General features: G+C 37.3%; 28 protein-coding genes and 2 riboswitches. Of the genes, 13 read left to right on the top strand and 15 right to left on the bottom strand.

The annotated features are described in order from the left end of the window. Nucleotides 1-13: 13 nt before the first annotated feature. The 3 genes from MKX53_RS01130 to MKX53_RS01120 form a co-directional block, all read right to left on the bottom strand. Nucleotides 14-1678 carry an ABC transporter substrate-binding protein gene (locus tag MKX53_RS01130; protein WP_340908435.1) on the bottom strand — a complete coding sequence of 555 codons (1665 nt, stop codon included), beginning with the start codon at nucleotides 1676-1678 and terminating at the stop codon, nucleotides 14-16. Nucleotides 1679-1906: 228 nt separating this feature from the next. After that, nucleotides 1907-2821, bottom strand: a complete 915-nt coding sequence (locus MKX53_RS01125) for a LysR family transcriptional regulator (protein WP_340908434.1) — start codon at nucleotides 2819-2821, stop codon at nucleotides 1907-1909. 143 nt (nucleotides 2822-2964) lie between these two features. After that, nucleotides 2965-3924: a 2-hydroxyacid dehydrogenase gene (locus MKX53_RS01120; RefSeq protein WP_340908433.1), complete on the bottom strand. Its 960-nt coding sequence runs from the start codon at nucleotides 3922-3924 to the stop codon at nucleotides 2965-2967. 263 nt (nucleotides 3925-4187) lie between these two features. Beyond that, nucleotides 4188-4294: riboswitch (TPP riboswitch) on the top strand. 80 nt (nucleotides 4295-4374) lie between these two features. Here MKX53_RS01120 and MKX53_RS01115 point away from each other — a divergent pair. The 7 genes from MKX53_RS01115 (at nucleotide 4375) to MKX53_RS01085 (ending at nucleotide 9287) form a co-directional block, all read left to right on the top strand. Then, nucleotides 4375-4956 (top strand): YkoF family thiamine/hydroxymethylpyrimidine-binding protein, encoded by a 582-nt coding sequence (locus MKX53_RS01115; protein WP_340908430.1) that lies wholly within the window; start codon nucleotides 4375-4377, stop codon nucleotides 4954-4956. Nucleotide 4957: 1 nt separating this feature from the next. Next, the gene (locus MKX53_RS01110) at nucleotides 4958-5539 is read left to right on the top strand and encodes an ECF transporter S component (RefSeq protein WP_093536484.1); all 582 of its coding nucleotides are present in this window, start codon (nucleotides 4958-4960) and stop codon (nucleotides 5537-5539) included. Then, nucleotides 5526-6902, top strand: a complete 1377-nt coding sequence (locus MKX53_RS01105) for an ABC transporter ATP-binding protein (protein WP_340908428.1) — start codon at nucleotides 5526-5528, stop codon at nucleotides 6900-6902. The genes MKX53_RS01110 and MKX53_RS01105 overlap by 14 nt, the downstream gene beginning before the upstream one ends. A 1-nt stretch (nucleotide 6903) precedes the next feature. Continuing rightward, nucleotides 6904-7638 (top strand): energy-coupling factor transporter transmembrane component T family protein, encoded by a 735-nt coding sequence (locus MKX53_RS01100; protein WP_340913200.1) that lies wholly within the window; start codon nucleotides 6904-6906, stop codon nucleotides 7636-7638. A 42-nt stretch (nucleotides 7639-7680) separates the two neighbouring features. After that, entirely contained in the window at nucleotides 7681-8184 is a 504-nt protein-coding gene (locus tag MKX53_RS01095) for a DUF1697 domain-containing protein (RefSeq protein ID WP_340908427.1), read from the top strand. Between the two features lie 86 nt (nucleotides 8185-8270). Further along, on the top strand, nucleotides 8271-8642 hold the full coding sequence (locus MKX53_RS01090) for a VOC family protein (protein WP_340908425.1): 372 nt from the start codon (nucleotides 8271-8273) through the stop codon (nucleotides 8640-8642). Nucleotides 8643-8798: 156 nt separating this feature from the next. Next, on the top strand, nucleotides 8799-9287 hold the full coding sequence (locus MKX53_RS01085) for a pyridoxamine 5'-phosphate oxidase family protein (RefSeq protein WP_093536494.1): 489 nt from the start codon (nucleotides 8799-8801) through the stop codon (nucleotides 9285-9287). 132 nt (nucleotides 9288-9419) lie between these two features. Here MKX53_RS01085 and MKX53_RS01080 read toward each other — a convergent pair whose 3' ends face one another. The 7 genes from MKX53_RS01080 to MKX53_RS01050 all read right to left on the bottom strand — a co-directional run bounded on the left by MKX53_RS01080 (nucleotide 9420) and on the right by MKX53_RS01050 (nucleotide 16892). Then, on the bottom strand, nucleotides 9420-10451 hold the full coding sequence (locus MKX53_RS01080) for a ribonucleotide-diphosphate reductase subunit beta (RefSeq protein ID WP_093536496.1): 1032 nt from the start codon (nucleotides 10449-10451) through the stop codon (nucleotides 9420-9422). Beyond that, the gene (locus MKX53_RS01075; RefSeq protein ID WP_340913196.1) at nucleotides 10423-10866 is read right to left on the bottom strand and encodes a flavodoxin; all 444 of its coding nucleotides are present in this window, start codon (nucleotides 10864-10866) and stop codon (nucleotides 10423-10425) included. Before MKX53_RS01075 ends, MKX53_RS01080 begins: the two co-directional genes overlap by 29 nt. Further along, the gene (locus tag MKX53_RS01070; RefSeq protein WP_340908422.1) at nucleotides 10866-13091 is read right to left on the bottom strand and encodes a ribonucleoside-diphosphate reductase subunit alpha; all 2226 of its coding nucleotides are present in this window, start codon (nucleotides 13089-13091) and stop codon (nucleotides 10866-10868) included. Before MKX53_RS01070 ends, MKX53_RS01075 begins: the two co-directional genes overlap by 1 nt. Before the next feature lie 192 nt (nucleotides 13092-13283). Next, a riboswitch (cobalamin riboswitch) is annotated at nucleotides 13284-13461 on the bottom strand. A gap of 176 nt (nucleotides 13462-13637) precedes the next feature. After that, nucleotides 13638-14075, bottom strand: coding sequence for a general stress protein (locus MKX53_RS01065; protein WP_340908420.1), 438 nt, complete (start codon nucleotides 14073-14075; stop codon nucleotides 13638-13640). 289 nt (nucleotides 14076-14364) lie between these two features. Next, complete coding sequence (locus MKX53_RS01060; protein ID WP_093536505.1) at nucleotides 14365-15192, bottom strand: undecaprenyl-diphosphate phosphatase; 828 nt, start codon at nucleotides 15190-15192, stop codon at nucleotides 14365-14367. 9 nt (nucleotides 15193-15201) lie between these two features. Then, nucleotides 15202-15804, bottom strand: a complete 603-nt coding sequence (locus tag MKX53_RS01055) for a DedA family protein (protein ID WP_340908419.1) — start codon at nucleotides 15802-15804, stop codon at nucleotides 15202-15204. Beyond that, on the bottom strand, nucleotides 15804-16892 hold the full coding sequence (locus MKX53_RS01050; protein WP_340908418.1) for a metallophosphoesterase: 1089 nt from the start codon (nucleotides 16890-16892) through the stop codon (nucleotides 15804-15806). The genes MKX53_RS01055 and MKX53_RS01050 overlap by 1 nt, the downstream gene beginning before the upstream one ends. 204 nt (nucleotides 16893-17096) lie before the next feature. On the opposite strand from MKX53_RS01050, the gene MKX53_RS01045 reads away from it, so the two are divergent. The 6 genes from MKX53_RS01045 (at nucleotide 17097) to MKX53_RS01020 (ending at nucleotide 21135) form a co-directional block, all read left to right on the top strand. After that, nucleotides 17097-17453 (top strand): lmo0954 family membrane protein, encoded by a 357-nt coding sequence (locus MKX53_RS01045; protein WP_340908415.1) that lies wholly within the window; start codon nucleotides 17097-17099, stop codon nucleotides 17451-17453. Between the two features lie 13 nt (nucleotides 17454-17466). Then, the gene (locus MKX53_RS01040; protein WP_340761169.1) at nucleotides 17467-18105 is read left to right on the top strand and encodes a PspA/IM30 family protein; all 639 of its coding nucleotides are present in this window, start codon (nucleotides 17467-17469) and stop codon (nucleotides 18103-18105) included. 252 nt (nucleotides 18106-18357) lie between these two features. Continuing rightward, on the top strand, nucleotides 18358-19059 hold the full coding sequence (liaF, locus tag MKX53_RS01035; RefSeq protein WP_340908413.1) for a cell wall-active antibiotics response protein LiaF: 702 nt from the start codon (nucleotides 18358-18360) through the stop codon (nucleotides 19057-19059). Then, nucleotides 19056-20144, top strand: coding sequence for a sensor histidine kinase (locus tag MKX53_RS01030; protein ID WP_093536517.1), 1089 nt, complete (start codon nucleotides 19056-19058; stop codon nucleotides 20142-20144). The genes liaF and MKX53_RS01030 overlap by 4 nt, the downstream gene beginning before the upstream one ends. Then, a complete protein-coding gene (locus MKX53_RS01025; RefSeq protein ID WP_340761167.1) occupies nucleotides 20119-20760 on the top strand; it encodes a response regulator transcription factor in 642 nt (213 codons plus the stop codon). The genes MKX53_RS01030 and MKX53_RS01025 overlap by 26 nt, the downstream gene beginning before the upstream one ends. Nucleotides 20761-20847: 87 nt before the next feature. Further along, nucleotides 20848-21135, top strand: a complete 288-nt coding sequence (locus tag MKX53_RS01020; RefSeq protein ID WP_340908411.1) for a hypothetical protein — start codon at nucleotides 20848-20850, stop codon at nucleotides 21133-21135. Nucleotides 21136-21241: 106 nt separating this feature from the next. On the opposite strand, the gene MKX53_RS01015 is transcribed toward MKX53_RS01020, so the two are convergent. The 5 genes from MKX53_RS01015 to MKX53_RS00995 all read right to left on the bottom strand — a co-directional run bounded on the left by MKX53_RS01015 (nucleotide 21242) and on the right by MKX53_RS00995 (nucleotide 26805). Further along, nucleotides 21242-21751, bottom strand: coding sequence for a GNAT family N-acetyltransferase (locus tag MKX53_RS01015; RefSeq protein ID WP_340908409.1), 510 nt, complete (start codon nucleotides 21749-21751; stop codon nucleotides 21242-21244). Between the two features lie 29 nt (nucleotides 21752-21780). Beyond that, the gene (locus MKX53_RS01010; protein WP_340908408.1) at nucleotides 21781-22281 is read right to left on the bottom strand and encodes a DNA topology modulation protein FlaR; all 501 of its coding nucleotides are present in this window, start codon (nucleotides 22279-22281) and stop codon (nucleotides 21781-21783) included. Between the two features lie 2 nt (nucleotides 22282-22283). Further along, nucleotides 22284-22748 carry a DinB family protein gene (locus MKX53_RS01005; protein ID WP_340908407.1) on the bottom strand — a complete coding sequence of 155 codons (465 nt, stop codon included), beginning with the start codon at nucleotides 22746-22748 and terminating at the stop codon, nucleotides 22284-22286. Nucleotides 22749-23856: 1108 nt separating this feature from the next. Further along, the gene (locus MKX53_RS01000; RefSeq protein WP_340908405.1) at nucleotides 23857-25971 is read right to left on the bottom strand and encodes a sensor histidine kinase; all 2115 of its coding nucleotides are present in this window, start codon (nucleotides 25969-25971) and stop codon (nucleotides 23857-23859) included. 141 nt (nucleotides 25972-26112) lie between these two features. Then, the gene (locus tag MKX53_RS00995; RefSeq protein WP_093536530.1) at nucleotides 26113-26805 is read right to left on the bottom strand and encodes a response regulator transcription factor; all 693 of its coding nucleotides are present in this window, start codon (nucleotides 26803-26805) and stop codon (nucleotides 26113-26115) included. Nucleotides 26806-26935 lie beyond the last annotated feature (130 nt).

Below are 26935 nucleotides of genomic sequence, written 5' to 3'. Positions count from 1 at the left end.
CTTACAACTCTCCTTATTCCACAAATTTTGGAGCTGTTGCCGAAACAGCTTGACGCGTTTCTTCTGGTAAGAATGAATATTTGTGCACAATCCCGTAACCTAAAGACTCTACATATTGGTCATACACCGTAGCGTTATAAGCGAAAACTTCCTCCGGATAATAAAGGGCAATTGCAGTAGGTTGGTTATTGTATAACTCCTGCATATCAAATGAAATTGCTTTACGATCTTCAATTGTGGATGCCGCCATCCAATCTTCAATCAATGTATCCATAGCAGGATAGGCTATATCTTTCGTCCATAGATATGATGCACGATGAGACATAATGAATTGATCTGGATCTGCTACACCATGCGGACCTATTAAACTAACATACGTATCAAAATTATCCTCTGAATTGGCAGCTGCATAAGTCGTAGCATCCATTGCTTCTACTTCAAACTGTAACCCTATCTCTTTTAATTGCTCCTTCAGCATTTCTGCTACACGCACATAAACAGGTTCACTTGCAGAAACAATTATATTCATCCGTAACGTTTCACCTGCTGGTGTTTCACGAAAACCATCATTATTTGTATCTTTGTAGCCAAGTGAGTCTAGAATTTCTGTTGCTTTCGCTATATCATATGGTGTCGATAAATCTGGATTGGTCCACGGAGAATCCGGGTGAGGATATCCAGTAAACCCAGCACGTCCTTGACCTAATAACACAGTATCAACAATGCTTTGACGATCTATCGCTAGAGATACCGCTCGGCGTACCTCTTCTGTATTAAATGGCTTTCGTTCATAATTTAAACCGAATTGGACAATAGATAATGGAGATACTTTTGCTAACTTCATCGCATCAGTATTTTTAAATGAATCTTGTAATTCAGCTGGTACTGTACGCGTAGATGCATCAATCTCACCTGCACGTAATGCGTTAAACATAGCTGTTGCATCCTTTATAATCGGCATATTTATGGAAGCAACTGTTGGTTCACCCATGAAGTATTCATTATTCGCTTTAAATTTGTAATACTGGTCTGCTTCATATTCTTTTAAAACAAAAGGACCTGTTCCTACAGCTAACTTATTATATTGACGTGGATTTTCAACATCTTTCCAAATGTGCTCTGGTAAAATCGGCAAATCAGCAAAGGTAATACTCGCTAGTGATGGACAAGCATAGGCGCACTCAAAACGAACCGTTTTTCCATCCTCTTCAACTTTAATTTCATCAATTTTCGGTACTTCGCTAACATGATGTGTATGGCGGTTGGCTGAACCATCGCGGAAGTATTCATATGTAAATTTGACATCTTCTGCTGTAAAATCTTCCCCGTCATGCCACTTTATACCATCACGTACCTTTACAATCCAAGTTGTATCATCAAGTTGCTCTGCAGACTCTGCTAACCATGGAATTGGTTCATCTACATATGGCGATGGTGAAAATAATTTGTCATATACTAAATCAGTTAACCAGTCGACGTTTCCGGTATATATATTTAATGGACCAACATCTGATGGAATCCCTACTTTTAACTCTGCTACTTGTTCCGTTACTGCTCCTTCACCTTCTAAATTTGTTTCATCAGCTTGTCCTTTAGCTTCATTTGATGAACAACCTGCTACTAAAAACATTAATAGTATAAGCGGTAAGCCCCATAATTTTTTAATCCCTTTATACACTATGCTTTCTCCTTTTTATTAAATAATTGATTTTTTATTCCTGCCTTCGTACTTTAACACCAACGATAATGATTCTCAATATCATTTATAATTCACATATTGACTTTTCACCTAGCTCCATGGAAGTAAGCGCTATCAATAAAATAAATAAATACTATTATTCATTTTATTAATAGTTGCAAACTAGATTTCAAAATATAGAAAAACCCAAGCTATAAGAAGCTTGGGTTAGTTCATTCTATTGGCACTCGACAAAGGCTTTCCATAGTGTATAAATTGATTTTTGACGTATTTGCAGAAATTTAACTCTCTTTGGGTTAGCATTTTTTGTGGATTAGATACAATTGCATTTTGACGTTTAATACAAAGTCCATGAATCGACTTCGCCATAATCTTGTTCTGACCTAAAAGAGGCTCTATTATTTTTAAGGGCAAAAAAGAAATACCCATACCAGACAAGACAGCTTGTTTTATAATTTCAAAATTCGTCATCTGCATATATTGGACTTGTGCATTCTTTTGATCGATTTTATCTTTGATTAGTTGTTGCAAATACAAGTTTTCTGGTAGTAAGAGTGTTTGGTTTTTTAAATCTCGTGCGTAAATCACTTTTCTTCCTGCCAGCGGATGACTGCAATGCATTATTAAAAATAATTCCTCTTCAAATAATAAGTCCACTTTATATGCTTGTTGAAATTCTGAGTCATTCTCATAGATTGGCATAATTGCAAAACTTGTTTTCTCAAGAAGTAACTTTTCCTTAAGGCTTTCATAACAATTGCTTTTAATGGAGAATGATTGCTGTTCAAATTCATCTATATGGAGAGGTAAAATAGTCGCAAAATATTTTTCAGCTATGTAATGACTTATGTGTACGGAAAGTGGAGAATTTACTTGGTGCAATTCTTGTTCCATTTGCTTATCTAGTAATAATATTTTCCTAGCATATTGTAAAAAAACTTCCCCTTGCTCTGTTAATTCAATTTGTCTATTTTTACGTTGAATTAATATGGTCTTATATTTTTCTTCTAGCTGTTGAATTTGATGACTAATTGTTGGTTGAGAACAAAACATTCTACGAGCCGTCTCTGTAAATGAACGACATTCAGCTAGAACGATAAACATTTGCATTTTATCTAGCATGCAACTGACTCCCTTTTATATGAATATCACTACTGATAATGATAATCGTTTTCATTATAGTTTATCATTTGCACTTACTGATGTCGATCATCATTTCAAGTAAACAAAAAGAGTGGCCCTGTATGAGGACCACTACTTAAGTATTAGAGAATTCTATTTTGAGGTTCTCTATTTTCTAACACTGCTTCTATATCTTTTGCATTCATTTGCATCATCGCTTGGCGAGTGCGGATACTGGCACTACCGATATGGGGAGACACCGTTACATTAGACAATGTTAGTAAAGGATGATCCACCGGTACAGGCTCTTGCTCAAATACATCTAGTCCTGCAGCCCATATCTTTTTCGACGCCAGTGCTTCATAAAGAGCTTGTTCATCTACTATGCCACCTCGTGCGACATTAATAATTGCTGCAGTTTCTTTCATCATATTAAGTTCACGCTCCCCTATAAGTCCCTTTGTTTCAGGTGTAAGTGGAGTTAATAGAATGACAAAATCAGATTGCTTAAGTAATTCGTCTAATTCCGCGTAAGTAAAGCCGTACGTTTCTTCTGCATCTAGTTTTCTAGAACGATTATGATATAACACATTCATATCAAAGCCTTTCGCGCGTCTAGCAACCGCTTCCCCTATACGTCCCATTCCTACAATACCGAGCGTTGCACCGAAAACGTCCATTCCTGTATATTGCATTGGTGACCAGGAATCCCAGTTACCCGAACGAATTTCTTGTTCTACTTCTGTTATTCTTCGAGCAGTTGCTAATAGTAAAGCAAATGCTAAGTCTGCCGTTGTCTCTGTTAATACTCCCGGAGTATTTGTTACGACAATACTACGGTCTTTTGCCGCCTCTATGTCTATATTGTTATAGCCAACTGCAAAATTACTAATTACTTTTAAATTTGGAAGGCTTTCAATTAGTGTACGATCGATATTATCGGATAACATCGTCCATAGAGCGTGCGCGTCTTTAGCATTTGTTAATATTTCTTCATTTGTCATTCCAATAGTTTCGCTATGCCACATTTGTACATCAAACTTTTTTCTTAAAGGCTCAATGATTTCTTCGGGTAGTTTACGAGTTATGTATATTTTCTTCAAAACTTTATCCTCCCTCGAGTTATGTATTTTTGTGTTTCTCTGGTGCTTTCGGGTGATTCTTTGTTCTATTGCGGTGATTCTCTTTTACATTCGGGTGATTATTCTCAACATTGCGGTGTTTCTCCAAATATCCATTATGATTCACCCAGCCCACAAACAATCGGGTTAGATAAAGCATGGACGAAAGTAGGAAATTTTGCAAACATATTTACAACTTCAAATAGCTACGTTATACTTTGGGCATATTAAAAACTACATACCGTTTTGCGCACTAGGGGTGCCCACTTTGGCTGAGATGCGAGCATTTTGCTCCGATCCCTTAAAACTCGATCAGGATAATACCTGCGTGAGGAAGTGCGGTGACTTCCCTAATATTTTTGTATTGGATAAGTGGCTGCATCTTCACGGATGTGGTCTTTTTTTATGAAAAAATACAGGGAGGTTTTTTAAATGGAGTGTGGATTGAGCCCAATTATCGGATTTCGTTTTTCGTTACATCCGATGACAAATGATTTTATCAAAGTGATTAAAGGTGCTTTGAAGGAGACGGATGCGACGAATGTGTGGATGCACACAGATGATGTGTCGACGGTTATTCGTGGCAAACAAGTACATGTATTTAATGTGGCAAAAGCAATTACATTGCATGCTGCTAAAACAGGAGAACATATTGCACTGTCCGGTACTTTTTCCGCTGGTTGCCCCGGTGATTCTGCAGGAGATGTCTATCTAGACAAAGGCGATATAATTGCCAACACAGATATAACAAAACAATATGTATCTTCTCAATTTGCTCTATACCCGATGAATAACCCGAGTTATATGGACATTATTTATCGTGAAGTGGATCGTGCTAAAGCACAAGGTGTGTTTAATGATTCCATGCATTATGCAAGTGGTATTCATGGAGATATTCATGATGTGTTTGCGTTTTATGAAGAAGCATTCATGAATGCCCGCTCAGATGAGCATAAGCATTTGGTTATGACCGTTTCTATGAGTATTAACAGCCCCTCTCATGGAGGTCGTTAACATGCTGAAATCATGGAAGCTAAAAGAAATCGTGTTAATGTCTTTACTTGCCGTTGTATTTGGCATTGTGTATTTATTGTTCTTGCATGTCGGTAATATTTGGGCTGGATTTATAGGTCCGATTGCATATGAATGGATTTTTGGCATTTGGTTTATCGTGTCTATTATTAGTATGTATATTATTCGAAAGCCAGGTGCTGCAGTTATTTCAGAAACAATCGCCGCTGCCATTGAGGTGTTGTTAGGAAATGCCGTTGGACCCCGACTAATTCTATCAGGTGTTATTCAGGGCTTAGGGGCAGAAGCAGTATTTGCTGCAACTAGATACAAACGCTTTGATATTTGGATTCTAATCCTAGCGGGTGTGGGATCTTCGGTATTTAGTTTTGCCTACGGGTATTTGTTAGGTGGCTTTACGGTATTCAGTACTGGTTATGTTGCGCTGATGCTTGGCATTCGCATATTGAGTGGAGCTCTCCTTGCTGGTGTTGGAGGTAAAGCGGTTGCCGATGGCTTACTAGCAACAGGCTCTCTTCGAGGATACGCTATTTCACGACCGAAAAAAGGTGATGCTCGTGCATGACGTCATTTCGTTTGAGAAGGTCAGCTTTCGATATCCAGATGAGGAAAAATGGACTTTGAATGACTTTTCATTTGCAGTACAAAAAGGTTCCAGGGTTGTATTAACTGGTCCTAGCGGCTGTGGAAAAACGACACTACTTTACTTGTGCAATCGATTATATCCCGATAATTGCGATGGTATTTTAACGGGCAATATTGAGCTATTTGGGAAGGATAGTCGGACATTCATTGCCGGGGAAATAAATCATCGAATTGCTACCGTTTTTCAGGATCCAGATGCGCAATTTTGTATGCAAACAGTGGAAGAGGAGCTTGCTTTTACGCTAGAAAATTTGCAGGTGAAACGTGAAGAGATGGAGAATCGAATAAAAGAGGTACTTGCTCTCACAAATTTAACTGACTTTCGATATTCTATTATTCAACAGCTTTCAGGTGGGCAGAAGCAACAAATCGCTACTGCGTGTGCACTTATTATGGAGCCAGAGATTTTGTTGTTAGACGAACCAATCGCTCATTTGGACCCTTATACCGCTAAACGATATATAGAATGGTTGGATCAGCTACAGCAAAATCGGCAAATGACAATTGTTGCAATTGAACATCGCTTGGACTTATGGGGAGATTTTTTTGACAGGATCATTCCTTTGAGCGAAAGCGATGAACCATCCATACTTCCAAAAAGAATGACTTCTATAAAACCAAAGATTTCCATTCAAGCAACAGAAATAGAGACAAAAACTTTTTTGAAGCCCGCCTCATTTTCTTTACAACGAGGAGAAATTACCATTCTTGCTGGACCTAACGGTAGTGGTAAATCGACTTTATTAAAGGCCTTATGTCATTTGATTCCTAGAAATGGATTAGTAGAACCGACTTTTTTAGGCTATGTTCCGCAATCACCTGAGTTTTTGTTTCTTACTAAGACTGTTCAAGATGAAGTGGCATATGGCGGTGGATATGGTGTGGATAACATGTTGCAGCGATTAAAACTAATGGACATTGCTGCTTCACATCCTTTTTCTATTAGTCATGGTCAAAAACGAAGGGTAGCCATTGCCGCAATGCTTTGTGATGGGAGAGAAGTAATTTTAATGGATGAACCTACCTCAGGTCAGGATGCTGCCGCATTGTCAGAGTTATACCAACTAATAGATGAGCGTGCTCATGATGGCACTACATTTTTAATCGTTACGCACGATATGGAGTTCGCCTATTGTCTAGCAGATTCTATTATATTGATGGAGGATGGTAGTTTAACTGGGAAGTTTCCTGCGTTAGCCGTTTGGGAGAACGAAAAGTTATTACTGGAGCATCATTTACTCCCACCGAAAGGACTGATGCAATGTGAGAAGTCTTTTGCATAGAATGAATCCTTCTGTGAAGTTTGTTTTAATCACTGTGTGCATGTTCACGATGGCTTTTTTCTTTGATCCAGTGACCCCCCTTCTATTTTGGGCTGGTGTACTTTTAATGCAAATATTGTTCAGTCAAACTGATTGGAAGAAGTGGCTATTCTTTATGATTCCATTTTTTATAATGGCTTTTGGTTATTTTTGGACGACACTTGTATTTTCTAAGGAAACGGTCGGTCCTATCATTTGGTCAATCGGGTCTGTTCATGTGACAGAACTCCAGCTACACCATGCACTTTCTTTGAGCTTCCGTGTTTTAGCTTTTTCGAGTTTGTCTCTATTGTTTGCTTTAACAACTAATCCCGTTACGTTCATATTAAGTTTAATGCAACAATTAAAACTATCCCCTAAAATAGCTTATGGCATTTTAGTAGGCTTTCAGTTTTTACCTGTTATAAAAGACGAATTTATACAAATTCAGCAGGCACAACGGTTGAGAGGAATTGTTCAGAAAAAAAATGCCTTACAGCGTTTGTTGGATACTCGCCTAGTCCTTATTCCCTTGCTTGCGGGTGCTGTCCGTAAAGCCGAGCGATCAGCATTTGCCATGGAAGCAAGGGGCTTTACAGGAGAACGGAGAGGTGGTTTCTTTCATGAGGTCTTAGTTGATAAAGTAGATGCTTTTTTAGGAGTACTATTTTTATTTGTATTAGTTTTAAGCTGTACGAACTCCTTCTGGCTTGGTTAAAATAGAAGTAGAATTTCTTAAAACAGTTGGGAGTGTTGTTGGATGCCATCAGTAATATTGCTACGAGGGATCAATCTCGGTGCTAAAAATAAGGTAGATATGAAATCCTTAAAATCTCTTTTTGAAGAGATGAGTTATGAAAATGTACAAACCTATATTCAGACTGGAAACGTAATAGTGGAACAGTCTGTTATTGATGGCCCCTCTTTAGAGGTTGCTCTTCTAGAAGCTTATGGATTTGAAATACCTGTAACAATCCGTTCAAAAGAAGAGTTGGAAGAGATTCAGCATCATCCTATCTTTTACAAAGACCAAGTGTATGTGATGTTTTTAACACAGGAAATTTCGAAGGAGCAACAAGAAATGCTTGTAGGTTTAATAGATGATGAATTTGTTGTTTTGAAAAACCGAAACGTGATTATTAGTCTTTCTAAAACCTATCATCAAACAAAGTTTACGAATGCTTTTTTTGAGCGTAAACTCGGGATTCCCTCCACAGCTCGCAATAAAAATACGGTTAACAAAATAATAGCAAAAATGTCATAAGTATTCTTTATGTATAATGATGAATTTTATAAATTATTCTTATAACCATCTTTCCCATACAATGAAAGTATAAGGAGGGATTAACGATGTCATTTGTATTTCAATCAATCGATCACGTTCAATTAGCAGCTCCAAAGGATTCTGAATCTATCGCAAGAAAATTTTACGGGGAAATTTTAGGTTTTACGGAAGTAGAAAAACCAGCACTTCTAAAAAAACGAGGTGGCGTTTGGTTTGCTTTCAGCTCTTATCAAATCCATATCGGTATTGAAGAGCCATTTGCACCAGCTAAAAAAGCCCACCCTGCTTTTCAAGTAGAAAATTTAGATGCTTTAAAGGTACATTTAACTGAATATGATGTGGATTTTATAGTCGATGTAGACTTACCCGCAGCCAATCGGATATATATACACGATCCATTTGGTAATCGTATCGAAATATTAGAGTGGATTTCCTGATTTAATATAATAATAGCCCATATTTCTTAATGAAGTATGGGCTATTTGTAATTCATTTATAAAGTCAAATAAACATCTTTATAAAAAAGCTCAGAATAAGTTTATTGTTGCGAAATAAGGGGATTTTATCTATATATTATTAAGGAGGAATTTCTCATGACAAATACACCAGAAACTTTAGATGCACTAAAATCAATTATCAAAAGTGCCAAGGTCGCGATGCTTGTAACACACAGTCCGGAAAACCGCTTAGTAGCACGTCCGATGCAATTACAAGAGGTAGAATTTGACGGTGATTTATGGTTTTTAACACGTACGGATACCGATAAATATGAAGAAATCAAAACAAATGATGACGTCAACGTTATCATTTCGGAAAAATCGTATGCGTCGATTAGTGGAACAGCTGAAATTGTCGATGACCTTAATAAGAAAAAAGAGTTTTGGAATAAAGCCTATGAAGTGATGTTTGATATGGATTATACCGACCCTCGACTGATACTGATTAAAGTAAAATCTGAAACAGCCGAATATTGGGAGACAGGATCAATGATCAAGTCTGCATATAATTTCATGAAAAAAGTAGTAGGCAAAGAAGAGCCTGTTGAACCTGGTAAGAGTACAAATGAAACTTTAAAACTTTAAATTTTCTAGGCCGCTATGTTAACGGTCTATCTCACGATTTATAGCAATTGCTTTATTGAACGTATGTAATAGTTCAATAAAGCAATTTTTTGTTATCCGTATTTTAACCCATTAATAGTTTCCAATATTATATTAAAGATCATCAAATCCATTATCAATAGCATTTACTTTTACATATTGACGGGATTTTTGTTCAAAGAAATCTGTTTTTGTTCCATCAATATTATCTGCATAGGCACGTATCCATTTCATTGGGTTTTCTACATATTCAGGATATATTTCCTCCAAACCGATTAAACGTAACATTTTGTTAGCACGGTATTTAATATACCCATGCATTTCTTCTAATTCAATTCCCTCGATATCAGCCAATACATACTCCGACCATTCTATTTCTAACTCTACAGATTCTTTAAATTGTTCGTATACCCATTCAATTAGCTCTTCGTTATTCAGTTCAGGGTTTTCAGAAAGAGTCGCTCTAAACAGTTCCGATATAAATCGTCCGTGCTCTAGCTCGTCTCGGTTTATATAGCTAATCATTGTAGAAGTCCCAACCATCTTGTTATAGCGAGCAAGATTATAGAAATAGGCAAAGCCTGAATAGAAAAACAGTCCTTCTAATAAGGTAGTGTATGTTAACGTTTTTAATATATTTTCTGTCGTCGGGTTTTCTACAAAGTCATTATAATACTTCGCGATGTTTTTATTTCGCTTGAGTAAAATTTCATCTGTTCTCCCAAATTCAAATGCCTTATTTTGCTGATCAAGCGATACGATAGAAGATAATACATACGAATAACTTTCATTATGCACCGCTTCTTGCTGTGCAATTACCGCCATGATTGATTGGACTGACGGGTCAGTTGCGTAAAGCGATAATAACAGTGCTGTACGTGTTTGAGGTGCATCCAATGTCGCAAGCAAGCCAATAATTTTCAAATAGGCATCCTGCTCCGACTGACTAAGGCTTGCAAACTGCTTTATATCATTGGACATATTGATCTCATCTGCCTGCCAGTAATTACCTAGCAAGCGCTTGTACATCTTATGCCAGTGTGGATACGCAATATCGTTCCAATTTAATATTCCACTTGACTGGCCGTTGAAAATTCCTGTCGATTTGTTCGGATTTCTAGGTTCTAATGTTTTTGCCTTCTGCATGTTCCAAAACTCCTTCTAACCATTTACTTACCAGCCTCTCCTGGCTACCTCTCGGTGATTGCTCAATTTTCAAACCCGGATAATCACTGTTATAGAAACGAGCTAATTTGTTTACAGCATTACAAAACAAATCATCTCCACCAAACTGTGTGTCCCCAGTCCCAAAGATATAGACATTGTTAGGCTTGTCACCAACTTCTCTTGCAAAGTCCTTCATTTCCTCGGGGGTGCTTCCCTTATCCCAAGTAAAAGTTCCGAGAAAAATAAGGTTATATTCAAACAAATTTGGTACTGCTCCATAGCCAATACTATACATATCTATTTCATAGTTGCCGGCTTCCAATTGCTTCTTCAATAGATCCGCTACTTCCTCGGTATTACCGCTATAGCTTAAATAGCAAATGATCGCTTTCATTAGCTTGAACAAGAGTCACAATCTACTAATTCAACTGAAGTGGAACGCACATAATAAGTTGTTTTCAACCCGCTATTCCATGCATCTAGATGTAAATCTAATAATTCTTTTGCTTTGATTGTGTTTTGCACATATAGGTTTAATGAAACTCCTTGGTCGATATGACGCCCGCGTGCAGCGTTTTGTTTAAGCGTCCAATGCTGATCGATGAAATACGCTGATTTGTAATACCATGTAGTCTCAGAATTCAAATCTGGTACAGTGACCGGAATTTTATAATCCTTCTTCTCTTCCGAGTATGACTTCTGGAATATAGGATCTATGCTTGCAGTACTTCCAGCTATGATCGATGTTGAAGAGTTCGGAGCAACTGCCATTAAATATCCGTTCCGTATCCCACTTTCCCCTACAATATCCCGTAATTCATTCCAATCTTTACTATCGTATTGACGATTTTCAAAATAGACGCCGGTTTGCCAATCTGACCCTTCAAATAATGGATATGCCCCTTTTTCCTTCGCAAGCTCCGCAGAAGCTTTAATCGTTAAGTATGCAATTTTTTCGTATAGTGTATCCGCAAGCTCTACTGCTTCATCCGATTCCCAACGAATACTCTTTAGTGCAAGTAAATGATGCCATCCAAATGTCCCAAGCCCAATCCCTCTGTACCTAGAATTTGTACGTTCCGCCTGAGGAACTGGAATCATATTAAGATCAATCACATTGTCGAGCATCCGAACCTGAATTTTTATAAGCTTTTCTAATACATCTGCCGGAACTGCATTCCCTAAGTTTATAGACGACAGATTACATACGACAAAATCCCCTGGTTTACGACGAGTGACAATGATATCGTCTTCAATTTGAATCGACTCAAATGTAGTTGCACTTTGGTTTTGGAAAATTTCCGTACAAAGATTACTACTATAAATCATCCCTGCATGCTTGTTAGGGTTGCTGCGATTGACTTCATCGCGGTAAAACATAAACGGTACTCCTGTCTCTAGCTGAGAACGCATAATTCGCTTCATCAAGTCGATAGCGGGAACAGTTTCACGAGACAAGCGATGATCGCTAACGCATTCCTCGTACTTTTGGCGGAATGATCCATCGCCACGTTTTTCATCATAATAATCTTCTAGCGAGTAGCCTTTAAGCTGACGAACTTCATGCGGGTCAAATAAATGCCATTCCTCTCTAGCATCGACTTTTTCCATGAATAAATCGGGCAAACATACACCAGTAAAAATATCGTGCGCTCGTAGTCTTTCATCACCGTTATTTAAACGTAAATCTAAAAATGTAAATATATCTTTATGCCAAACATCTAAATACACAGCTACTGCCCCTTGGCGTTGCCCAAGCTGATCAACACTTACTGCTGTATTATTAAGTTGTTTAATCCAAGGAAGCACACCACTAGAAGCACCAACAAAACCTCTAATAGAAGATCCACGGCTACGCACTTTGCCCATATACACACCAATACCCCCACCGAATTTGGATAGGGTTGCAACGTCCGTATTGCTATCGTAGATTCCTTGAAGGCTATCGTCTACCGTATCGATAAAGCAGCTAGAGAGCTGTCCATGAGGCTTACCTGCATTAGATAGTGTTGGTGTTGCTACTGTCATATATAGGTTGCTCATCGCCCAATAGGATTCTTTTACTTTCTCTAAACGATTTTCTTGCTCATCCTTCATCAGTGTCATTGCAATAATAAGCCAACGTTCCTGAGGCAGTTCGACTATTGTTTTATCAAAGTCCTTCGCTACATATCGATCTAATAGTGTTTTTAGACCGATATAAGTAAATAAGTAGTCTCTTTCCTGTACGAGGATTTCAGATAGCTGCTCTAGTTCTTGTAGTGAGTATGCTTGTTTAAGACGTTTATCGTAAATACCTTTATCACTTAACAGTTGAACATTACTAGCAAACTTTGTGTACACTGCATCCACAGTTGTGTTTCTTCTCTCAGCTACTTGTTCATACACCTGCGCTAAATGAACTCTTGCTGCTACAAAGGTCCAGTACGTTTCTTGTTCATCTAGAAAACTTAATGCTTCTAGTGACATTGACTTCGACCAAGCAGCTATTGTACCTTCCGGGTGTTTTTGCATCCATCTTTCATGTGTTTTTATAAGAGGAGTAATTTTTTCCTCCCCAAATTCTTTTGTTAGATTATGTAGGACTTCTTGTTTCGTTGTGTTTGAGATGATTGTCATTTAAATTCCTCCTATTTTTTAACGAATACAGTTATGTGGCACTTCCCTCCAAACCACAAAACAAAAAAAGCGATGACACAGCCATCTTCGGCTGAGACATCGCTCAAGATTAAAAGTGTAGGATACAACAAGACATATCAATCATTCGAGATAGAGGCCTTCGCTCCCACCTCTCAACCCCCGAAGAAAGTGTTGCTTACCGATGAAAAGGCAGGTCTACTGGCTCGTGTTTCATCCTTCTGTTGTCCTTCCCACGATCACTCGCAGTGGCTATTCAACAGTCGTCCACACTTACAGTTGCGGGGACAGCTTCGGCATTTTACCGAATTCCCTTTTAAACCATAAAGGTACCTTTTCATCGTTAACATACTATATATTGTGTTTAGTTCATTTATATAATCTAACATATTGTGTTTAACTGAGCAACTCCTAATTCAAGCTGTCAATTTTCTAGGAGAACTAATACATCAAGTGATTCAGCTACTTTTAGCTAAAATCACTTGATATTATTTTTGCAAACATTACTTTCGACCATTCAATCCACCCTCACTCTTTAGGGTGAAGAAATACCAGGATTTTACCATCCTGCGCTTCATTCGAATAGAGTTCAGCTTCATCATCTGGAACTCCAATTTCCATAAGAGCATGTTTTAATCCTCCAGAACCAGAGTTGGCTCCTACTACTGCTCCGCCAATTGTTGTAATAATTGGACCTGCAGCCAACATAGCACCAAACCCTGGGATTAATATAGTGGATAAACCTGCTATCACCCCTGCTATTCCAATTGCTCCTCCAGTTACAGCTCCAACAATTGCTCCATCCTTTGTGGAGGGTTTTAATTCCTGTGTGATTTCAGATGTTTCATTTATATTTTTAGCAATAACTGAAATTTCTTCGGTTGTATAGCCCTTCGCTTTTAAATCTTCCACAACTTCAGCCGCTTGTTGTTCATTTTCGTATACGCCAACAATATGATTCTTCATTAAAAATTACCTCCTGATTGCTTTTCCTATGTATTCTTTACCCGTTCTTTAGTTCTTCTAGACACCTTCAAACTTCAATCTTTATATAATTTAAGTGAGCCTGTTCACAATCTTTCATTTCAACATAAATATCCAGTAGTAGGACAATCATTATCCAATATTCGTGCTTTTCTTATTTCACTAAGTAGTCCATATCAAATCCACTCAAAAAAAGCACTGCCAGAGGCAATGCTTTTTCCCTATTGTTTTGTCCCACTCACGAACTACTTAATAAAATTCGCCAACTTATTTAAAGAAATACGATAACTGCAAGAACCACTGCTAAAATAATGCGATAAATTGCGAACGGCATTAATTTAACGCGTGAGATTAATTTCAAGAAGAACTTAATAGAAATAAGTGCAAAAACAAATGCACTAATAAATCCTACTATATAAAAACTCAAGTGGTTCATATCAATATCTTCCCAGTTTTTCAATACAGATATCAAACTTGCTCCAGCCATAATCGGAACAGCCATGATGAATGTGAAGTCTGCTGCTGTTTTATGATTCATCCCGAATAATACACCACCAGAAATGGTAGCACCTGAACGTGAGAACCCCGGCCATAACGAAAGACATTGTACTAAACCTACTTTGAAAGCTTGTGCATATGTAATTTGATCTAGACTTACGATAGAAGGATTTTTCGGTCCAAATTTATCAGCAATAATCATTAAAATAGAACCTGCTATAAGACTAAATATTACGGTTTCTACACCAAATAAATTCTTATCGATAAAATCTTCTAATAGAACTCCCAATACTCCCGCTGGAATAATCCCAACAATAACATGAAGCAAGTTGAACTGTTTACTCGATTCTTCTGTATCAATTTTATACAAGCCGACTAAACTGAATAATCGCTTCCACATCACTACTACTACCGCTAAAATAGAACCCAATTGAACAACAATTTTAAATGTATTAGCAGAATATTTCCCTAAAAAATCTTCCGTCTTCAACCACATATCATCGACAATAATCATATGTCCCGTAGACGATACAGGTGCAAACTCTGTCATTCCTTCTACAAATCCAAGTATAAGTGCTTTTAATAACTCTAAAATTTCCATAAAATCTCCTTAATCTCGTTTTTTAAAGTACCAAATCAGAAATGCAATACCACAAATAGCTATAATGGTATATACAATATTGGAGTAAATATCCATATATCCAACAATTTCATCCCAGTTATCTCCAACCGCCGCTCCTACCGAGACTAATACTGTATTCCATATTAACGTTCCAAGTGTCGTAAATAGAAGAAATAATCCAAACTTCATATTCGACATCCCTGCAGGAATTGAAATAAGGCTTCTCACCAGTGGTATTAATCTTCCGAAAAAGACTGCCCAGACTCCATATTTATCAAACCATGCGTCGGCTTTATGAATATCCTTAATCGTTAATCGTAGGAACTTACCATACTTCCCAATAACTTTCTCCAACCGCTCCACATCTAAAAGTAACCCGATACCATACAAGATAGTCGCACCAATGACTGAACCTGCCGTGGAAGCAATAATAATACCAAGCTTCGTCATGCTAGTCATCGTTGTCATATATCCTCCCAAGGTTAAAATCACTTCAGAAGGAATTGGCGGGAAAATATTTTCTGCTAAAATTAATAAAAATACTCCTAGATAACCAAACTGATTCATCCAGTCTGTAATCCATGCTTCCATTATACTTCCACATCCTCTAACTTAATGTTTATTGACCATAGCTCTGATTGACTACCTAACCTTATAGGTGGTCCCCAAAAACCAAATCCAGAAGATACAATTGCATGTAAACTTCCCTTTTGCCTATACCCATAATCTAATTCAAAAATCCTTCTTGTAAATAAATGATTGGGCCACATTTGCCCAAGATGTGTATGACCGGACACATGAAAATCTACTTTTTCGTTCTCAGGTATTAATAAATTAGACGGTGTATGGTCCATTACAAACCATGGTAAATCCTTTTCTTCCGGAGCTAACTCAGATAATTGCTTTCTGTTTTTGTTCGTTATGTCTTCACGACCCGTCAAATAGAACGAATCTGCTACTAAAATAGTTTCATCTAATAACATGTGAACGTTGGATGCTTCCATCTCTTCTACTAATAGAGGAATTTTCTTTCCATAATATTCATGGTTTCCAAGTACCCCATATATACCATACGTAGATTGTAGCTGTTTCATAACTTCGGACATACCTTTTTCCACAAACCAAATTGGATCATCATCGACTAAATCTCCTGCTAACAACACTAAATCTGGCTTCTGAGCATTTGCTTTTTTCACAAAGCGAGTTAAATGTGCCTTATTGGATAATAAACCAAGGTGGAAATCAGATGCAACTACTACTTTAATAGAATCTGGTTTAGAGCCCTTTTTCGGCATTACGATAGAAAGCTCACGAACTACCGGTGTGTATGCGTTATACGTGCCAAATATTAAAACAAAGGTGAAAATCCCACAAACTAACCACCCTATTAAATTTAGATGTGTTGGGAAAATCCACAAAAGTATGGTCGCAATTGGGAAAAGAATAATCCCATACTGCATAACAATAAACCAGTAGGACCCTATTATACTAAAGAGTCGCAGCTTATGACTGATTCTCCCAATGAAAAATCCAAAAGCAAGTATTCCCCAGACAAAACTAAATAACCAAGTATTTATAGGAAGATAAAGATCTAACCACTTGGCAACTCCCCAGCCAAAGTAAAATACGATTGCAGAATATAATAGGATTACTACTGCTGCTCCAGCGATTCTTTTCATGTATCATTTCTCCAATGTATGTATTTTTCACTTAACAAAGTATCGGATAACGAGTAGATTCCTGACTACTTTTTCATAAGTATAGCAGAAAATGTCTTAGTACCCCTAAGGCTCAAGACCGATAAGAAAATCAATTCTAAGCCCGTTTGGATTCATTTCTAATATTGGTAATCTTGTAATACAAACGAGAGGAGGAACAAATATATGAAAAAAAGATTTGGTTTATTAACACTAGGAATTATTGCAGGGATTGTAGCATTAGCTAACTTAGGTTCGCTCTTAGCTCTTGGGGTCTCCGCAGCAATCGTTTTTGCAGGGGTACATTTTTACTTAAAGAGTGATTCAACCTTCTTGAAAATCTTTTGGGCAAGCGTAGGAATCCTTGGTTTAATCAGTGCCGTTGTAAACGTGCCAGGATTCTTCTGTATCTTAGCAATTCTAGCGGTTTGGTATGTAGTGAAAAAATGGAACAACGAAGAAGTAAATTTTTCATCTTCAATCGTTAAAACAGATGACCCATTTGTAAACTTTGAAAAACAATGGAACGAGCTTTCAAAATAAGGAGGAAATGAAAATGACATCACTATTAAACAGACTAAAATACTCAATAGAAGCAGACTTACACAAGCTTTTTGACAAAAAAGAAGAAAAAAATCCGATTGCAATGCTTAACCAATATATTAGGGAAGCAGAGAAACAAACAGAACAAACTGGTAAATGGTTAGAGCGTCAAGGAAACTTAAAGCAAGAACTTGAAAAAGAATTAGTGGAAACGATGCAGATGGTTGAAAAACGTAAAAACCAAGTAGATCTAGCAACTGCAAGTGGTGAGGAAGACTTAGCTGCTTTCGCCTTAGCTGAAGTAACAGCTTACGAAGAACGTGCCATTGTACTGCAGAACAGTATTCACCAAACAACGGAAGAGCTTTTCGGTTTAGAACGTAAATACGAAGAGATGAAACATAAAATTAAAGACATGAAAGTTCGCCAATTACAATTGATGGGAAAAGAAAATGTAACTCGTGCACACCATCAAATGGATCGAATTCTACAACCTGAACAAAAAGAAAAGAATTTCGGTACTTTCGAAGACATGGAACAGTACATCGAACGTCTTGGCCAAAAGATTGAAAAAGAGCATGAAGTCACTTCGATGGAACAGCGTTTACAAATGTTAGAAAAAAATGCACAAACTAAAGAAGAAATTGTGTAAACTATAAGAAAGGCGCAAGACGCCGCTTTGCTGCGAAAAGCACTGGAAGACTTGAAGTAAAGGCGCCCTTTGCCTTTTCAGCAAGTCTGAAGTGATCGAGCAGTTGGCGTCTGGAGCTAGACAAATAGAAAAGCGTAGAACATATTTAAGAGGAGGAGGCACTCGCCTTCTCCTTTATCCAGGTTCAACTAGCCATTAGCGGAACCCGCTGATGGAATTTTCACCTAATGCGAAGAAGGAGGAATACTCATTATGAAAGAAAACCAAACGAACAAGTTAGCTTTTATACTCATTTGTTTTGTTTTCCTTATGTTCATAGAGGCTACAATTTTCGGGAATGGCAGTATTGTATTAGTTCTTCTTGGCATCGGGATGATGTATTTTAGCTTGCGAAAACGTACCCGCTTTTTATTTTGGACTGGATTTATTCTTTTGATTATAGCGATTTTTTCTATGTGGAGTTTGCGACTTCTACTTCTTGCTATAATGGGGTACATCCTGTATAAACTCTGGAAAAATGAACCTATTCAACATATGGTCCGTCCATTTGACACAGTATACAAAGAAACTCCAAATAGTATTATACAGAATAAGTTATTCTCTTCTCAAACAACTCCCTTTAATGCTTACGAGTGGCAAGATGTCCATGTGCAAAGCTTTTATGGAGAACAAGTGATTGATGTAACACAAACAGTATTGCCAAAAGGCCTATCTTTTGTTTCCGTTCGCCAGTCCCTTGGAAAGGTGACCATCTATGTACCATACGAAATTCCAGTAAGACTACATTTTGCAACGATAATCGGAGAGGCGGACATCTTTGGTCGTGGCGTTCAACGTCTATGGAACCAATCTATTCTAGTGAAAGATGGTTATTTAGACGACGTTCTGTATGCTTCAGAGCTAGTCATTACTGTATCCACATGGATTGGGGATATTGAGGTGATCCGCAAATGAAAATTATTTTGGGGCAAGGTTTCTCTATTTTTTTCACCTTATTATCACTTGCAGCACTTTTGCTTTATGCACTATGGGGTTGGCCCAATGAAAATGCTTGGTGGTCCTTATTAGAATTAAAGTACGCAGAGGTCCCTTTTGGTGCTTGGATTATTATCATTCTTGCTATTATAAGTTTTAGTTTTTCACTGAATACACTACTAAAGGTTCGGGATCAGGAAAAGAAGATCGATATTAGCCTTCGCCCTTTGCTAGCGGCCGAGGCATTTGAACCAACAAAGAGGAAATATACGTACTCTAAACGATTACATGTTACTACAACACAGTTAGAGCAACTTATCATAACTCAGCGTAAGACATTACAACGCATTACGAATGAAAAAGCAGAGGACCAAGATAGAGTTATTCAAGAGAGAATCGTGCAAGAAAGACAGCGACTGGCTAGAGAACTACATGATTCCGTATCTCAACAATTGTTCGCTGCGTCTATGCTTTTGTCTGCTATGGTAGAAATAGAAGAATCACAACATGAAAAAGCCCCAAAAACATTGTTACAAACAGAAAAAATAGTTCAACAAGCACAATTAGAAATGCGAGCATTATTACTACATCTCCGTCCAGCAGCCCTTCATGATAAAACGTTAAAAGAAGGTTTGGAAGAACTACTTATAGAATTACAAGAAAAAGTATTTTTCACGATTCGTTATCGCTTAGAAGATGTTCCTTTGTCAAAAGGAGCAGAGGATCATCTTTTCCGAATTGCACAGGAAACGTTATCCAATACACTGCGACACGCAAACGCAACTGAAGTCGATATATTATTCGTGGAACGAGATAATCTTGCTATTTTCCGAGTTCAAGATAATGGAGTAGGATTTGAACAGGTCGATTCCAAAAACGGCTCTTACGGGTTGCAAAGTGTACAAGAGAGAGCTGTGGAAATTGGTGCAACAAGTAAAATTGTTTCTGTTCCTTCTCAAGGTACAATTGTAGAAGTGAAGCTACCGATTGAGAAGATAGATATTGAAACAATCCAGTTGGAGAAAGGAGAGCAAAAAAATGATTCGAATCTTATTAGCGGATGACCATGAAATGGTACGTATTGGTGTTTCCGCTTACTTACAAGCACAGCCTGATATGGAAGTAGTCGCTGAAGCGGTAAATGGAAAAGAAGCTGTGGATATGGCTCTAGTGCACAAGCCCGATATTATTTTGATGGATATGGTTATGCCGATTATGAATGGTGCAGAAGCTACACGGGAAATTGTTCAACAATGGCCAGAAGCGAAAGTAATGATAGTCACCAGCTTTATAGATGATGACAAAGTGTATCCAGCACTCGAAGCTGGAGCTATCAGTTATTTGTTAAAAACGTCAAAAGCCTCTCATATTGCAGATTCTATACGTAAAACCTTGAATGGAGATGCTGTATTAGAACCTGAAGTAACCAATAAAATGATGAAGCGTATGCGTCAAGGATCGGATCATGCTCTCCATGAGGATTTAACAGACCGAGAACATGAAGTACTTTTACTAATGGCAGAAGGCAAAACAAATCAAGATATAGCAGACACTCTTTTTATAGCATTAAAAACAGCAAAAACGCATGTCAGCAATATATTATCAAAACTCGAGGTAAGTGATCGTACACAAGCAGTTATTTATGCATTTGAACATAAAATGGTTCCAACAAAAAAATAACTAATTCATTATCGCCATCATATGCTATAAAAGGAAAACTTCCTGTTAAACCGGGACAAAAAGATAGCATAAAGGATGTTAGTGCACATGAACCCACTAGACCCTAATGAACAGCAGGAGAATGAGAGTGAGCAACAGGCTAATCTAGCTGCAAAAGTAGGATTTCTAGGTACTGTTGTTGTAACGATTGGGTACATTATTGAAACCATAGGCGAAGGCATTGCCCTTTCGGAGCTAGCTCAAGAAGAAAAGAATGTAGAACAAAAAAAGCAAGCAAATCAACAGCAGTTATCAGATATACAAAGTAAACTGGATTATTTGATAAAGGAAATAGATACAATGAAAAAAAAGGATGACCATTTTAGAAGATGGTGATCCTTTTTTATTTGGCTCATTAAAATTATTTAGTTATTTTTGGGGTGTATAAAACAAATGCTATCCTTAGTAAAACTGCTCGACTTTAAAAAAACCATATGTAAAACTAGATTTTTAAAATATAGTAAACAAATTTCAGCATCTGACCATTCATTTCAAACTCTTCACTACTAGTTTCTATTCTTTCAAATCCATTTTTCTCTAAAACTCTTTGGGATGCTATGTTATTAGTTGTTGTTTTGGCTTTAATCTGTTTTATGCCCTTCCCAGTTACTGTTTCTATTAATAATTTCAATGCTGTATTGGCAATTCCCTTTCCAGTGTGTGCCTGCCCCACCCTATAACCGAGGTAACCGATTTTATCCGATTTCTCTATATCCACTAAATTAATTCTTCCTAGAATTAAGCCTTCCCTATCTTTTATTAAATAGAAATAGGAATCATCATTAACTTGTTCTTCAAGTAAAGTTTTATGGATTTTTTTAAAATTCTCTGAGTTATAGAACTCATCTCCACGCGTAGGTACCATTTCCTCAAAAAAAGTTCTGTTTTCAAGTTCAAAATTAAACAAATTTTCTTCGTCTGCAACATGTAATTTTTCAATAAATATATTCATTTGAACATACCGCCATCCCATTTTTCTATTTAAAGTCCCCGAAACCAATCTTCGACATCTTCATTTGTATGAAGGTAATGCACTTTCGACCCGTAGACTTCAAATTTCTGCATGAATGCTGGTTTCATTTGTTCTTCAAAGTACGTGTTCCACTGGAACATCTTCCGGAATATAGTAAAGGTCGGTTTGTAGTTACCCTTTTCTATTTTTAGGATCTGACGAATGTATCTTCTAATAATGCGCCATGTTCTTTTATTCACAGGGATGTCTAAGAAAACAATTTGATCTGCTACGAGTAACGCCTCATCTGTCCAGTCGATGTGAACGCCCTCTATTACCCATTTTTCTTGTTTAACGGCATTGATAAATAGCTGGTTTCTAACATCTATTTCATTTCGGATGTCACCAGTTGGCTGATGGTTCCATACGAAATTATCCGTTTCAAAGTGAGGTAGGTGAAGTTGTGCTGCAACTTTACGAGCAAGGGTAGTTTTGCCGCTTCCCACTGAGCCTACAATATAAATTTTCATCGTCATTCACTAGTTGCACGGTTCAATGCGTGGATAATCCCAGCATGTACGCCTTCATGCCAAACCAAGAATTGCACTAGTGCCTCGACTGTCTTCATTTCATGGAGCTTCCCTATAGACATCGACTCTATTAAAATATTGGCTAGCTGATCGTCTAGCACATCTTTTATTCGCTCCGCTTGTTCCTTTAAAGCACTGACTAATTCATCTGAAGTTGGCGGTTCCACAATCCAATCACTTGGTTTTGTTCCCGGAACAAACAGTGTTACCCACTCCGGATGTACAATTTCATAGGTTGGAATTGCTCTTTGCGTTAGTATCTCAGCATTCACGTAAATATGTCCTACATTCCACCGAATAGTATTATTGAATCCTGTTGGTTGTATATCCCATGAAGCTTCATTTACTTGGCTAATTCTTCCTAATGTATAAACCCGAGCAAAATTTAATTGATTCAACGTTTCCATGTTTTCATCCCCTACTTGTTATATGTTTGTAAAAATGGTATTTTCATTGAAAAGGAGGAATGTGTCATCGATATACCACGCAAATTTCCAAAGTCGATTCCAATCTACAGGCGAATTCTACAACGTTTACCTATCTATCACCCTACTTATATAGAAGTAGAGAAACGTATTAAAGCAATAGAAGCAGGATTTCACGGAGAATGCTATGTGGATAACTTTCTCAAACAGGTTTCCTTCCCTAAAAGCTATGCCATACTTAAAGACCTCCACATTAAAATATATTCCAACAGTTATCTCCAAATGGATACGCTTATTCTCACAAAGAAATATATTAAAAACATCCGAGGGAAAATTGCCTTTCAAAAATTCCTGATCAACTTATAAGAGAGTTTGACGGCGAAGTCACTCCCTTTAATGCCCCGAACAGCAAATAACACGTCAAACAAAAAAGTTCCAGGTACTCCTAAAGGAATTAAAAATAGATCTTCCTATAAAAAAAATCATTGTTCTTGCCTACAGTAAAACACATGTAGTACTTCCTCCAAAATATACCACAATTGTTATGGGCTGCGACATCTCCATCTATATGGATGATTATAATCAGTTGCCCGATGTCCTATCAACCACCAAATTCAATCAGTTATCCAAGCAACTTGCTGCTAAATCCTTTGAATATATCCCTCCTTCAATAGCACAAACATATCCAGTGAAACTTGCTGATGTGAAAACCGGTTTGATATGCCCTATTTGTAAAAGGAAAGTGAGTGGTCAGTTAAAGTGCCCCACTTGCAAAGTGGGTAAACTCCTTCTCCAGCAACAGGCCGTTGAAGATTGGTTTTACCTAATGAAAGGCTCTATTACAAACCGTGAATGTGTCTACTTCCTTGAATTGAAGGACAAGCATGCTGGAAACTATTTATTAAATAAGCTTCCCCTCCAACCAGTGAATAATCATAAACTCAGACATTACGTGATGTCTCACGACCGCTAATTTTGGCGGTCTTTTTTGTGGGATTTTTTTACTATTCCAACTAAACAGCTCAAAATTACAACTAAGACCATTTCCGAAACACAAAAAAGAGAAACCCCACTGGGATTTCTCTTTTTTTTATACTATTACTGCAATTTTCACCGTTACTTTGAACAGATCTCCGTCTACTTCCATTTGCAAGCTGCCTCCATGTAAATCCACGATGGATTGTGCGATTGCAAGGCCAAGTCCGGAACCTTCTGTATGACGAGATGTGTCTGCTCGTTTGAATCGCTCGGTTAATTCGTTCACATCGTTGCCTAGCTCATACTTCGCTATATTTTTGATGACGAACACGGCTTCTCCGTCAATTTGGTCCAAATTGATATATACACGAGTATTAGGTAGAGCATACTTCAGCGTATTAATAATGAGGTTATCCAGGACTCTCCACCACTTTTGTCCATCGACATAGGACATGATTGGTTTTGTGCCAATAACTACACGATAATCTAGACCCGACTGATCAATGTCTTCCTGATGTTCAGCTATTGCTTGCTGCAAGAGCTGCGTTAAGTCTACTTTTCGTTTATCTAATTCGATATTGCCGGTTGTCATTTTAGATACTTCAAACAAATCTTCAATTAGTGTTTTCAAACGCATCGACTTTTTATCCAATATTGCAATATAGGATGCTCGCTCTTCATCTGTAATGCTTGGATTTTTTAACAAATCGGTATACGTAATGATAGATGTTAGCGGTGTACGAAGATCATGGCTAACATTTGTAATGAGCTCCGTTTTCAAGCGTTCACTTTTTGCTTGCTCCGAATGGGATGATTTTATACGGCTACGAAGTCCATTTAAGTTAGCGGCGTGCTCAGCAATCGGTGACTTCCCTCTTACTTCAATCTCATTGCCAATTACGCCTCTTGCCATTTCTTCGGTTTTCATAATAATTCGGTTCAAGTATGACATTCTAGCCAATAAGAACACCAGTATTGGAATACCTATAAATATAGTTGCCGGTATCCAAAGTAGTAATACTGCAGGTTGCCAGAAAACCATCATTGTTCCAAATCCCCAGAGGAATATAACCGTGAGCATGATCAACGTTTGCATCCCAATAGTGCGTTTTAAGAATAATCCTTCTAAAGATTTAAACCAACTGTACAAGAGGCTTTTACTCCAATCTATATCTTCAAAACTTCCTTTAATCCACTGCCATTGATAGAACGCTAAAGCTGTTAAGAACACTGCAAGGAGTAATGTAAAGATTGGAATATCGAATCCACCATAATGTAAAATACTCATTCTCAATTCATTCGTAGCAATAAATACAATAAATATGCTGGCAAAAAATAATACCCACTGAACATCTATTGGCAGTCTATGATATTTACGTTTTCCTTCTTCATGCTGAAAATGAACCTTGTCTTTCTTCCATAATACAATAAATGCAATAGTGGCTAGGACACCTAGAATGAGGATCCCATAAAAGAATCTTTCTTCTTTTTTAAAATACTGATAGTTATCGGCCCGATCCCCATTTATAATACTAGCCTCTGGTATAGCAATAGTTCCTTCGAATTTTGGAAAACTATAGCCAACTAAATTTTGCAGATACGAGGAGTTTTCTGTATTTTCATTTATCACATTCCCCTTTAAATACGTCGACTTACTTGAATAATCTTTTTTATAAGCAAGCTTTGTATCTAAATCGCCGTTATTAAATTTTTCACCCGTCTCTGTATTTTTTAAACTATATATAAATTCGTCATTATAATTTAGAAATTCATTTTTACTTGCCTCTAAAGCTTGAAAGTACTCATCCACTAGCTTTTCCTTTTCCATTCTCACTTTACCAGCTACATATTCATTATTCTCAAAGTTTTTTGTAATGTCTTCCATTTTTTTGTTTCGCTCTGCAATTGATGCTTCGTCTGTTCTTGCTTCATATTGAGCGGTGATAGAGTCAAGTTGCTCTTGCAAACTACCAAACTGATAGCGATGTTCATCTATTTCCTCCGCTGTTACAGTAATATTCTTCTTCATTTCTTCTTTTTCTGGAACAGCTAAAATAAGCGAAACAATGGACGACTCAAAATTGCTCACTTCTATTTTAAACCCATCACTATCAAAATAGTTTTTCCCTATATAATTACCACTTTCTCTAGTTAAAGTAAAAAATGCTAAAACCATTATCACCGCTAACAAAGAAAGTATTATATCCTTTATAATTGGTTTCTTCACCCCACTATTCCCCCTTTCATGTTTTGAATAATTTCTACAAAGCTTTCTCTAATTTCTACTATAGGCACAAGGTTGGTTATACAATAAAACAAACAAAGTATCCCGCAGACAATTGCCACTACAGATAAAAGTAAACTCATTTTACTTGTCGATCTTATAGCCAACGCCCCACACCACCTTTAAATATCTAGGATTTTTAGGATCTGCTTCTATCTTTTCTCGAATTTTCCGGATATGAACAGCTACTATATTTTCAGCGTTATATGCTGGTTCATTCCAAACGCGTTCATATATTTCATTGATCGAAAAAACACGTCCTGCATTAACCATTAGTAGCTCTGTAATCTTAAATTCAATTGGTGTTAGTTTAACGGACTCTCCTTCTACTGAGAGGTCCTTCGCTTCTTTGTTTAGTGTTAGTCCATCTAGTTCAATAACTTGCTGCTGCCCCTGATAATTTCCTAACTTGGTATATCTTCTAAGCTGAGACTTTACACGTGCTACCAATTCCATCGGATGAAAAGGTTTCGTTACATAGTCATCTGCTCCAACCGATAACCCATGAATTTTGTCTGAGTCCTCAGCTTTTGCACTTAGCATAATAATAGGAATATTTTTTTGTTCTCTAATTTTAAAAGTCGCTGAAATTCCATCCATTTTAGGCATCATAATATCTAATACAATGACATGAACCTCGTTTTCTTCTATTAACTGCAATGCTTCTAATCCATCTGCAGCTTTTAAAACGTGGTAGCCTTCATTTTTCAAATAAATTTCGATACCATCTCGAATGTCCTTGTCATCGTCGGTTACTAATACTGTGAACTGTGTCATTCGTTTACCTCCTTGGTCTGCACGATATGATTTATGTATCCCTCATCACTCTTATGTTACTTATTGTACCCTTCATTCCTTAACATTCCAGTAGGGAAAATATGAAGAAATTCTTAAGAAAATAAGTCAG

This window comes from Psychrobacillus sp. FSL K6-4615 (assembly GCF_038008225.1).
Lineage (GTDB): Bacteria > Bacillota > Bacilli > Bacillales_A > Planococcaceae > Psychrobacillus > Psychrobacillus psychrotolerans.
Note: the sequence above shows the minus strand (reverse complement) of the source record. Positions and strands in the feature narration are given on the sequence as shown.